The sequence below is a fragment of the Archaeoglobus sp. UBA230 genome, assembly GCA_002507545.1.
Lineage (GTDB): Archaea > Halobacteriota > Archaeoglobi > Archaeoglobales > Archaeoglobaceae > Archaeoglobus.
In genome coordinates this window covers 176,598-186,274 of sequence record DAVR01000029.1, presented here as the reverse complement: position 1 = coordinate 186,274, position 9,677 = coordinate 176,598, and the positions used below count along the sequence as shown (strand labels likewise).

General features: G+C 43.1%; 14 protein-coding genes. 4 read left to right on the top strand and 10 right to left on the bottom strand.

All coding sequences use genetic code 11. The features are described from left to right. The first annotated feature begins 167 nt into the window (after positions 1–167). Both BP688_RS09620 and BP688_RS09615 read left to right on the top strand, forming a co-directional pair. Positions 168–1,652, top strand: coding sequence for a PAS domain S-box protein (locus BP688_RS09620; protein WP_290597401.1), 1,485 nt, complete (start codon positions 168–170; stop codon positions 1,650–1,652). Between the two features lie 23 nt (positions 1,653–1,675). Next, positions 1,676–3,244 carry a GTPBP1 family GTP-binding protein gene (locus BP688_RS09615; protein WP_290623924.1) on the top strand — a complete coding sequence of 523 codons (1,569 nt, stop codon included), beginning with the start codon at positions 1,676–1,678 and terminating at the stop codon, positions 3,242–3,244. Here BP688_RS09615 and BP688_RS09610 read toward each other — a convergent pair. From BP688_RS09610 to BP688_RS09600, 3 genes are read right to left on the bottom strand one after another with little or no spacing between them, the layout of a single operon-like run. Beyond that, complete coding sequence (locus BP688_RS09610; RefSeq protein ID WP_290624616.1) at positions 3,241–3,843, bottom strand: hypothetical protein; 603 nt, start codon at positions 3,841–3,843, stop codon at positions 3,241–3,243. The genes BP688_RS09615 and BP688_RS09610 overlap by 4 nt on opposite strands. Further along, positions 3,840–4,355, bottom strand: a complete 516-nt coding sequence (locus BP688_RS09605) for a YIP1 family protein (RefSeq protein WP_290597404.1) — start codon at positions 4,353–4,355, stop codon at positions 3,840–3,842. The genes BP688_RS09610 and BP688_RS09605 overlap by 4 nt, the downstream gene beginning before the upstream one ends. Next, the gene (locus tag BP688_RS09600) at positions 4,348–5,721 is read right to left on the bottom strand and encodes an alkaline phosphatase family protein (protein WP_290597405.1); all 1,374 of its coding nucleotides are present in this window, start codon (positions 5,719–5,721) and stop codon (positions 4,348–4,350) included. Before BP688_RS09600 ends, BP688_RS09605 begins: the two co-directional genes overlap by 8 nt. Positions 5,722–5,803: 82 nt before the next feature. On the opposite strand from BP688_RS09600, the gene nikR reads away from it, so the two are divergent. Next, complete coding sequence (gene nikR, locus BP688_RS09595; RefSeq protein ID WP_290597406.1) at positions 5,804–6,226, top strand: nickel-responsive transcriptional regulator NikR; 423 nt, start codon at positions 5,804–5,806, stop codon at positions 6,224–6,226. Here the strand turns inward: nikR and priS are convergent. The 3 genes from priS to BP688_RS09580 are packed head-to-tail and all read right to left on the bottom strand — an operon-like array spanning position 6,223 to position 8,040. Further along, positions 6,223–7,248: a DNA primase catalytic subunit PriS gene (priS, locus tag BP688_RS09590; RefSeq protein ID WP_290597407.1), complete on the bottom strand. Its 1,026-nt coding sequence runs from the start codon at positions 7,246–7,248 to the stop codon at positions 6,223–6,225. The genes nikR and priS overlap by 4 nt on opposite strands. A gap of 1 nt (position 7,249) precedes the next feature. Next, positions 7,250–7,660 (bottom strand): secondary thiamine-phosphate synthase enzyme YjbQ, encoded by a 411-nt coding sequence (locus BP688_RS09585; RefSeq protein WP_290597408.1) that lies wholly within the window; start codon positions 7,658–7,660, stop codon positions 7,250–7,252. Beyond that, the gene (locus tag BP688_RS09580) at positions 7,657–8,040 is read right to left on the bottom strand and encodes a UPF0146 family protein (protein WP_290597409.1); all 384 of its coding nucleotides are present in this window, start codon (positions 8,038–8,040) and stop codon (positions 7,657–7,659) included. Before BP688_RS09580 ends, BP688_RS09585 begins: the two co-directional genes overlap by 4 nt. A gap of 36 nt (positions 8,041–8,076) precedes the next feature. Between BP688_RS09580 and rimI the strand changes: the two genes are divergently transcribed. Further along, positions 8,077–8,526, top strand: coding sequence for a ribosomal protein S18-alanine N-acetyltransferase (gene rimI / locus BP688_RS09575; protein ID WP_290597410.1), 450 nt, complete (start codon positions 8,077–8,079; stop codon positions 8,524–8,526). Here rimI and BP688_RS09570 read toward each other — a convergent pair. The 4 genes from BP688_RS09570 to BP688_RS09555 form a co-directional block, all read right to left on the bottom strand. Further along, complete coding sequence (locus BP688_RS09570; protein WP_290597411.1) at positions 8,498–8,779, bottom strand: UPF0058 family protein; 282 nt, start codon at positions 8,777–8,779, stop codon at positions 8,498–8,500. The genes rimI and BP688_RS09570 overlap by 29 nt on opposite strands. A gap of 144 nt (positions 8,780–8,923) precedes the next feature. Further along, on the bottom strand, positions 8,924–9,127 hold the full coding sequence (locus BP688_RS09565; protein ID WP_290597412.1) for a MoaD/ThiS family protein: 204 nt from the start codon (positions 9,125–9,127) through the stop codon (positions 8,924–8,926). Beyond that, entirely contained in the window at positions 9,124–9,291 is a 168-nt protein-coding gene (locus BP688_RS09560) for a hypothetical protein (protein WP_290597413.1), read from the bottom strand. Before BP688_RS09560 ends, BP688_RS09565 begins: the two co-directional genes overlap by 4 nt. Before the next feature lie 64 nt (positions 9,292–9,355). Further along, a complete protein-coding gene (locus tag BP688_RS09555) occupies positions 9,356–9,676 on the bottom strand; it encodes a DUF4870 domain-containing protein (RefSeq protein WP_290597414.1) in 321 nt (106 codons plus the stop codon). Between the last annotated feature and the right edge of the window lies 1 nt (position 9,677).

Below are 9,677 nucleotides of genomic sequence, written 5' to 3'. Positions count from 1 at the left end.
GACAGAGGGATTTGGTTTTGTATGGTAGCAAATAGCTTGACATCTGGTGCTATTAATCGTAACAATACTATTTATAGATTGCTGCCAGAGCGAGTGGTCTACCTGAAAATTGGATAGGTTTAAGTAGTTATCGTTATAGTAGTTATTATAATCACTTAAGTGAGAGTATGAAGATTAAGATTGATGTTGGAGTGGGAAGAATCAGGAGAACTCTGGAGCGTACTTTATCCGGGGAGTTTGACATCTGTCAAGGTGAAGATTATGATGTTATTATTATTGATAGAAATAAATTTGAGGAGAGTGAAAAGAGATATAGAGAGCTGTGGGAGAACGCTAACGACATACTTTTCGTAATTAATTTGCAAGGCGTGATAACCGATGCGAATAGAATGGGTTTAGAAATTCTTGGATATAGTAGGGAAGATTTAGGTAATGTTAAAATAGAGGACATTGTAGACAAAGAATACCTGCCAATTGTGTTAGAAAGAATTGAAAGAATGGTCAAAACGCGCAAAGAACAGGAAAAACCACTGGAAGTCCTATGCAGGAGAAAGGACGGAAAAAGAATATGGCTTGAGGTTAGGGCGAGACCCCTTCTGAGGAAAGGTGGTGTGGTGGTAATTCATGGCATTGCAAGAGACATAACTCTTAGAAAAGAACTGGAGGAGAGATTGAGGGAATCTGAGGAGATGTTTAGAGTGCTGGCAGAGAAATCTCTCGTAGGCATTTACCTGATACAGGATGGGGTTTTTCAGTACATCAATCCTAAAATGGCGGAACTTTGGGGTTATAAAGTTGAAGAGATTATCGGAAAACCACCAATGGATTTTGTCCATCCAGAAGATAGGAAAACTGTTGAAAGAAACATAAAACTGAGGATAGAGGGAAAGGTGGACTCGGTGAACTATCACGTGAGGATTGTAAGGAAGGACGGTGAGATAAGGATTAACGAAGTATACGGCTCGAGAACAATTTTTAAGGGAAAACCGGCCATTATAGGGACCCTTGTAGATGTGACCGAGAGAGTAAAGATGCAACAAGAGATAGAGAAGCTTAACAAAACCCTTCGAGTCATAAATGAGATAAACGAAATAATAGCGAGGGAAAAAGACGTGGAGGCTTTACTTGTTAAGGCAGCAGAAAGGTTATCTGAGCTATACGAACTTGCTGCAATATGCTATAACGGGAAGGTTATTTGTAAAACTTCAGGTCGCGATGGAGTCACTGAACCGGCTGTAAAGCCTAAAAATTTTGTTGTATTTCCATTAAAACATAATGGAGAAGTCTTTGGGGAAATTTCAGTTGCTTCAAGTGAGAGTTTCCTTGATGAAGAAAAGAAAATGCTCGAAGCTCTCGCCGAGGATATAGCCTTTGCTTTAAACGCCATAAAAGTCGAAAGAGATAAATTAATGGCGTTTAAACAGATTGAGAAGAATATAGAGCAATTTGCAATTCTCGTTGACCAAATTCGTAATCCTCTCGCAGCTATCTCACTGACTGCAGAACTTGAAGCGAATGAAAAGGTTAGAGAGAAAATTTTGAAACAGGTGGCGAAGATTAACGAGCTTATCAGGAGCCTTGACGAAGGATGGCTTGAGTCAGAGAGAATGAGGGATTACCTGAGGAGAGTGATGAATAATCCAAAAAATTAAATCACCCAAGACAAAGTTAGATTGTGGAAAAAGTGCTCCAACTCGTCAGAAGGGGAGAGGGAGAAAACGTTGAATTTAAGGAGTTTTTGACATCCTACCACCTCAGGGAGGGTAGGTTTAGGCAGCTTGCCTGCCAGATGAACCACAGGATCATAATGGGAAAGGGAAAGGCTATTTATGTCGTTGGTGTTTCCGACTCAGGGCAGATAAGAGGGATTGAGGAGGAGAAATTTAAGGAAACAATTGATGTTCTCAAAAGACTTGCTGAAGAAGTGGAGGCTGAAATAAGCTCGGTTGAGAGATACAGCGTAAATGGAGGAGTTGTTGGTGTAGTTGAGATTAGAAAAGCCAATGCAAAGGAGCACATCCTCGTTGGAACTGCTGGACATGTTGATCACGGAAAGTCCACGCTTGTCGGCTGCCTCATCACGGGAAAGCCGGATGATGGAGATGGGGCGACGAGGGTCTATCTCGACGTTCTCAAGCATGAGATCGAAAGAGGGTTGAGCGCTGAAATCAACTTTGCTGTATTTGGATACAAAAATGGAAACGTGATGAGGCTGAAAAATCCCATGAACAAAGGAGAGAAGGCGCTTGTTGTTGAAAACGCTGATAAACTCGTCAGCTTCGTTGATACAGTTGGTCATGAGCCATGGTTGAGGACGACCATAAGGGGTTTGCTGGGTCAGAAAATAGACTATGGACTGCTCGTTGTTGCTGCAGACGATGGAGTTATGAGGACAACGAAGGAACACCTCGGAATAATGCTCGCAATGGATTTGCCAGTTATAGTTGCCATAACCAAAGCAGATATGGTCAGCGCGGAGGGACTTGAGGAGGTTGTTCAGGAGGTCTCGTCAACTCTAAGAATGGTTGGAAGGGTTCCGATGCTCGTTAAAAGTGAGAATGATGCGAAAAAAGCCTCTGAACTTCTGGCGGAGAACAGGCTTGTGGTCCCAATAATTGTTACTTCAGCAATTACCCTTGAGGGTTACGACATTCTTGAGAAGATGTTTTTACACCTTCCCAAGCGCTACACGGCAGAAAGGGACTTTTTGATGTATATAGACAAGATTTACAGGGTTACGGGTGTTGGAACTGTTGTGAGTGGGAGTGTAAAGAGTGGAGAGCTTAGAGAGGGGGAGGAAGTATACATAGGACCATTTGAGAATGGAGGATTTCGGAAGGTCAAGGTTCAGAGCATTGAGATGCATCATTACAGGATAGATAGGGCAAAGAGCGGAGACATAATTGGTGCAGCGCTGAAGGGCGTAAGATACGATGAACTCAGACGGGGAATGGTGCTTAGCAGAAATGAGCTCAATGCTGTGTGGGAGTTTGAGGCCGATGTTTACGTCTTTACACACCCAACACTTATCAGCGTCGGCTACGAGCCGGTAATGCATGTCGAGACGATTTCTGAAACTGTTACATTTGTGGAAATGGACAGGGAGTATCTGAAGTCAGGTGATAGAGGAAAGGTAAGGATGAAGTTCAAATACCATCCGCAGTATGTTTATGAAGGACAGAAGTTCATTTTCCGCGAGGGAAGAAGCAAGGGGATGGGAGAGATAACAAAAATTTTCGTTTAAAGGCTGTAAACAACATTTGCATAGATGTATAGGAACAGGAAGAGAGCCAGTATTATGAAGACTACCGATGTTATAATCCCTACGATCATTGAAAGGACCTCATGAACGTTTCTCGTTCTGTTCAGGGTGAATGCGGACAGCGTAGCTGCGAAAGCTGTGGCGAGGATTACGCCATACTCCATTGCTGCAATACCGATGTAAAACTGCTTTGTGATTGCTGACACAATCCCGATCACAATTCCAGCTAAGATCAGAAGGCTGTGCGGAATAAGAACGACAACCATTAGATTTCTGAAGAGACTTTTTGCGGGATAGTCTCCGGAACCAAGAAAAATGCCTGCCAGTGTGAGAACTACAAACATCATGAGCAGTGTGACAAGGTTGTATGTAAAGATGGCGGGAAAGGCAACGATCCAGTAGGCGGCTGGGTTTCCGATGTAGGTGCCGTAAAGATAATTCAGTGAGAAAAAGGCGGCGCAGAAGACAAGATAAAATGCTGCTCTAACTTTGCTTGGATTGCTGTCAAGTATCTGAATGGCTCTGGCAGGGTTGGAGAAAACACTTTTTATTATCTGAATCTCAGTCTGAATCCTCATCATATCACCCCCAATGGTTCGAAGACGCTCGTCCAGAAGAGGAGGAGCAGATACAATGAGAGCATAAAGAATAGAGACCTTCTGTAAAAATCCGCCCTACATGATTTTCTTAAGGTGTGGGGTGTCAGGGAGATGGGCAGTAGCAATCCAAAAATGACCAGTCCAGCCATGTGAACGTAGTAGTTGGAGAACAGGCCGAATGGGAAGACTAAAAGCTGTGGCAGGAAGAAACCATCCGACACAGAGCTGAATGTATCACCAAAGCTTGCCTGATTTCCGAAGGCTCTGAGCAGGAGGTATATTGATGTCGAGAGATATGCCCAGAGCAGAAGGTAGAGAAGTGTGCCAGTAAATAGAAATCCGGATTCTGATAGGGTAACATCTCCAAAAAGTCTGTAAAGTAATTTAAGCATATACCATTCAGTCCTTCCGCCATTAATCAGAAAGCTACCAGAAACCAGCAGACCTGATGTGAAAACAGTTGCCAATGCTCTGAGTCCTTGTGTATCAGGCATATCCTATCACCTCTGCCAAGCTTCTCCCCTGAGCATCAGCGGGCATCTTCCACCCCATGAGGTCGCATATTGTAGGAGCTACATCAACTATTGAGACTCTCTCACTCGACGATCCGGGTTGTATTCCTGGACCAATGAAGATCATAGGAACATGTATTTCGTTACTCGAATTCCCACCGTGGTCACCGGGAACAGAAACTTCGCTCCTGATCCTTCTGAGAGGTATTTTGGCGTCAGTTGAAGTCAATCCCCAGAAGCCCGCGACCCAACCCTCCTGCAGAATAACGAGAACATCTCCTGCCCACCCGTTCTTGGGCAGACTATATCTGTGATAATCTTCCACTGGCAGCGCCTCCTTGACGATACCCTTTGCCTTCAAACCATTCAAAAGCTCAACAACCTCCCCCCTCTTCTCAGGTTCACGGAGATACAAAAAGGCAGAGCTACCTTCAAGGAGAATTTCAGCTTCATAACCATTCTTTTTCAGAAATTCAGCCATGTTGAACACGTTGTAAATGTTATGCTGACCATGATCGGATGTTATGACGAAAAGAGTTGAGGAGAGCTTACCTTCATTTTCCAGCTTTTTGAAAAGCAGTGCAAGCATCGAATCGAGGTCGAGAAGATGAGGAGCGAATTTCGGAGAGTCGGGACCATATATGTGCTCAAGAACATCCGTTGAAGCGAGGTTCAGCATCATGAAGTCAGGATCATCTCTCTTAATGACCTGATAGGCTGCTGGAATGCACCAAGAATCCCTAACGTCACTGCCCAATGACTGCCTGTGTATTTCGGGAATTCCGACCACATTCCTGTATTCGACAGGTGTGATGGGAATTCCCGATCTATAGCCCGTTAGAACGATATCTGCAATAAGCCCCCCATCTCTGCTGAAGGCTATGTTTGATGGCACTCTCCACTTTCCCGTTACGAAGGCAACCTTTATCCCATCATCCTGCTTTTTCACCGATTCAACCATCGTTTCAGCCTGAATATGTCGCGGACTGTGCATCACGAACTGATAAAAGTCCTCCTCACGGATGTATATCGCATTACCTGATACACCTGTTTTCTCAGGGTAAGCTCCTGTTATGATGGAAACGTGAGCGGCTACCGTGTTTGAAGTCATGATGGTCTCAGCGTTCGTGAAGCTGAAACCAAAATTTTCCACAATTTTTCTCAAATGCGGCATTCTGTACACGTACTCATATCTCGAGCCATCGAGAATCATTAAAATGACTCTCTCAATTTCTTCAGCGTTACCAAATCCACGAGTTGCTCCGGATTTTGATAGGAAAGGAAATCCAAGTGTTGCAAGAGCTGTTGATGCCGCCACAGTCAGAAACTTTCTCCTTGAGACTAGCATGTAATATTCTAATAAAATCGTTATACTTAACTTTTTAGTCATGTAGAGATATATTTTTATAAATTAACCTCAAAATGGTTACATGGAAGAAGGCATAACGAGGATTGGAGTTAGCTTACCCAAGAACCTTCTCGATGAATTTGATAGGATAATATCTACGAGAGGTTACTCTTCGAGAAGTGAAGCAATAAGAGATGCGATAAGAAACTACATTTCGGAGTATAGGTGGCTTGAGAGTGAGAGGGGAGAGGTTGTAGGGGTGATGGTTGTTGTTTACGACCACAACGTGAAGGGTGTGAGTGACGTAATAATTGACCTTCAGCACGACTACAATGATGTTGTTACGTCCAGCACACACATACATCTCAACAAAGATCAGTGTCTCGAACTGATCCTCGTTAAGGGAAGGATGGACAAGATAAGAGGTCTGGTTGACAAACTATCTGCGACAAGAGGCGTTCTGAATGTCAAGTTAATTACGGCAGTGAAGAAATTTGAAGACTAAGCCATACCTTCGTAAACCGCAATTCCTCTGCAGATAAGGAAGATGGCGGCATATTCTGGAAGCTTAATCCTTCCCGGATAAATTTTCGTATTCATATCTCCGATTTTGAGATTAATTCTTTTGTTGACCCTCAACACAACCTCTTCATCTCCGAAGGCAACGGCATCCTTCAGAGGATTAAATTCATCTATATCCCATACTTCTGTCACTCTCAATCCCGTTTTTCCGTGCAGACTACCGGGCAACCTTATCAGTCTTTTCACGTCAGCAGTCACGGGAGCATCAATATGAATTCTCAAAACCCTCTCTGCCTCTTCTCTGAACTTTTCAATTGCTTTTACAGCCTTTTTAGTAAGTCTATCTCTCCTAAACTCTTTCGGTTTAATTTTAAGCTTTCTTGAGAGAGCCTCGTCCTCATCAAGTTTCCTTCTCATGTAATTTACAACCCTCCTTGCAGCGTTTGATTCCAGCAACCTTCCATCCTCGACAATTTTCGGCGAATTAAGTGTTAGATAATCAACTATCTCTCTTCTCTCCCCGCTACCCAAGCCCAGAAATTCATCGTCGTGTATATGAACGTGATAACCTCTCCCGCCGGAGAAGTATATGTTCATGTCTCTGATGCCAAAATCAGACCTTAAGACGGCAACAAGCTTCTTAACTTCTCTTTTGGACAGTTCCAGTGCTTTATCCAAGGATTGGGTTTTAACCGGTAGATGGTCTGCATCTATGTCGAAGATTAAGTCAGCACCTATCCAGCCCTTATCCTCCATTTTAGCTTCATCAGGCTTTTCGTAGTAGGCAGAGGAGAAGTAGATGTGTGCAGGTACTTTTGAAAGCACATAAGTTTTGAAATCTTCATAGGATTTGAAGGAGATGTGCCTAAGCATCACGAAATCCGGAAGAAGTTCTAAAGGGACGAAGGCAAACTCCCTGTTTTTATATCTGGTTGGTAATGCTAAGTCATTTCTCGAATAGTACTCCTCAAACTTTTTTTCGAGGTATAGTTTCGTGAGGTTCATGTCACGCCCTGAGTATCTGCAACACAACTTTCCTTGTTCTGCGCCTCGTGTCGAAATTTATCACCACTATTTGTTGCCATCTGCCGAGTAGAAGTTCCCCATCCTTGAATGGCACAAGCAGGGAGGGACCAATTATGCTTGCCCTCACATGTCCCGAACCGTTATCGTCTCCCCACGCCTTGTGATGCTCATAATCTTCCTGATAAGGGGCTATTTTCTCCATAATTCTCGGTAAATCCTTTTTCAGCCCCGGTTCGTATTCGATCGTTGTAATTGCACCCGTAGAACCAATATTAAAGACCAAAACAGCACCCTCATCAACCCCGCTCTGTCTGGCAAACTCCCTGACTTCTCCCGTTATGTCAGCCATATCTCCAAACCCATCAAGCTCAACTTCAACAAACTTAATCATCCCACCCCCCTCCTGAAAAGGTAAAAGGGCAGACCCCTGTAGTTCACAAGCTCTCCATCAAAGTAATCTCCATAAAGTGGTTTGATTATACAATCCGCCTCAACTGCCATTGAGACTCTAAGAATGTATTTCACTAACTCAGGCGGAGGTCTGATGGAGTACACGAGCTTTACACCCCCGTAAATTTCCAGTTTTGGATGTCTGATATCATCAACGTGAAACTCAATGCCCTTTGGAACTCTCCTTTTCACAACATCTGTAGCAACGACCGATAAGCCGTTGGATGCCAACTCTTCTGCAACCGCAGTAAAATTGCCTATTCCAACCTCTAAAACCTTTCCACTGTAGTTTCTGGATATGAACTCGGCTAACCTCAGCATGAATATTTTATATACACAAAAAGACAATTAAATTTTGTGCAGAGCGTGGTGATTAGGGAGTACACCAACCGTGATTTCAAGGAGATACTGGAGATAGATAAGGAAGCCTTCTCGTCAAGAAATCCAGCCTATGATGTCTATGTTTACATCACCTATGGTAGTGACCTGCTCGTTGCCGATATTGGCAGTAAAATAGCGGGTTACATTGTAACAATGGATATTGACGATGTGACGAGCAAAATCATAGCCTTTGCCGTCAGGAAAGAGTTCAGGGGAATGGGAATAGGAAAGATGCTGCTTAAAAGTGCAATTGACAGGCTTGTGGGTAGGGGAAAAAGAAAGATTATGCTCGAGGTGAGAGTTTCAAACATCCCTGCCCAGCAGTTGTATAAAAAATTTGGATTTGTGATTGTGGAGGTTATACCCGGCTACTACAGCGATGGAGAAGACGCTTATCTCATGGTTCGCACAATTCGGGAACAATAGATTCGATGAGCATCCTCAAATTCTCGTTTTCAATTAGATCGTCTGGACTGCGCTCTCTAAAAACCTCAGAAATGCCCTTACAAAGAAGCAGTATGGCTTTTTTATGATCCGACTTGCTTCTGTGGATATGCACTGGCTGAACGCCGAGTTCGTCATAACTCCTGAAATGGCCGTTGGCAATGCCTGCATTCTCGAAAAGCCTTTTAATGTGGAAGAGTGTCATGTGCAGAAGAACGATTTCCTCTTTGTGCATGGGGCATCACTCCCTGAAATTTGTAATCGCAATCATTTAAAAAACTTTCTGGTGTAAAAAGTGCTAACAAAGCTTTTATAATGTTTTATTCTTTGAATTTTTCAATCTGGGAATTTATTTGTTATAATTAAAAAAAATTAAATATTATCCACCGGAAATCACTCTGACAACCTTTACCTCCCCACCTTCCGCAACCTCGTCGGTGGGCACAGGAAGCCCATCTTTTACAATTACAACGGTTTCAGGGTTTATTCCGAGTGATTCGAGGATTTCGGAATATTTCTGACCATTGACCTCCAGAATCTCCTCTTTTTTATCGAACCCAACGAAAACAATTTTGAGCTTCATTCTTCGGGAAGAACTTCTCTTGCTATTTCCTTAATACTTCCTGTTCTGACATTCTTTATCTCTGTAACCTTGCTCTCAAGCAACTTTTCATCCTTGCTCGAAAGTTTTCTCGTACCCTTTCTTCTGAACTTTCTCCAGTTGAATCGTCTCATCGGATCACCCAATCTATAATAGTGTAATCTGAAATAGAAATAGTTTTTGATTGTCAATACCTTGATACCACTTCTGTCAAATATAAGGAGCATTGAGCTGCTGCTCCGCTATATCGCCAAATATCGGCAGCTTGAAGTAATCACCTCTAAACGCCTTGATTATGCAGAAAGCCCATATTATGAAGCTGAAACCAAAAATTAGCCTTGAAAGGATCAATCCACCGGGTAGAATCGGTAAAATAATTTCAAGTGCCGTAATTGTTGAGAATGTGAGTATAGACTGCATGGCATGAAATCTGACGAAGGGGCTCCTGTCAAAGAGAAGAAATATCACTCCCGTGACAAAGCCAAGGGTGTAGCACATAGCTCCTCTAATATTTTCGCCGAATACTTCCATG

Excerpts from the sequence above, each read along its gene's own strand:
- BP688_RS09620 (WP_290597401.1), top strand. The coding sequence starts at position 168 with ATGAAGATTAAGATTGATGTTGGAGTGGGAAGAATCAGGAGAACTCTG.
- BP688_RS09610 (WP_290624616.1), bottom strand. The coding sequence starts at position 3,843 with ATGATGAGGATTCAGACTGAGATTCAGATAATAAAAAGTGTTTTCTCC.
- BP688_RS09605 (WP_290597404.1), bottom strand. The coding sequence starts at position 4,355 with ATGCCTGATACACAAGGACTCAGAGCATTGGCAACTGTTTTCACATCA.
- BP688_RS09600 (WP_290597405.1), bottom strand. The coding sequence starts at position 5,721 with ATGCTAGTCTCAAGGAGAAAGTTTCTGACTGTGGCGGCATCAACAGCT.
- nikR (WP_290597406.1), top strand. The coding sequence starts at position 5,804 with ATGGAAGAAGGCATAACGAGGATTGGAGTTAGCTTACCCAAGAACCTT.
- priS (WP_290597407.1), bottom strand. The coding sequence starts at position 7,248 with ATGAACCTCACGAAACTATACCTCGAAAAAAAGTTTGAGGAGTACTAT.
- BP688_RS09585 (WP_290597408.1), bottom strand. The coding sequence starts at position 7,660 with ATGATTAAGTTTGTTGAAGTTGAGCTTGATGGGTTTGGAGATATGGCT.
- BP688_RS09580 (WP_290597409.1), bottom strand. The coding sequence starts at position 8,040 with ATGCTGAGGTTAGCCGAGTTCATATCCAGAAACTACAGTGGAAAGGTT.
- BP688_RS09570 (WP_290597411.1), bottom strand. The coding sequence starts at position 8,779 with ATGCACAAAGAGGAAATCGTTCTTCTGCACATGACACTCTTCCACATT.
- BP688_RS09565 (WP_290597412.1), bottom strand. The coding sequence starts at position 9,127 with ATGAAGCTCAAAATTGTTTTCGTTGGGTTCGATAAAAAAGAGGAGATT.
- BP688_RS09555 (WP_290597414.1), bottom strand. The coding sequence starts at position 9,676 with ATGGAAGTATTCGGCGAAAATATTAGAGGAGCTATGTGCTACACCCTT.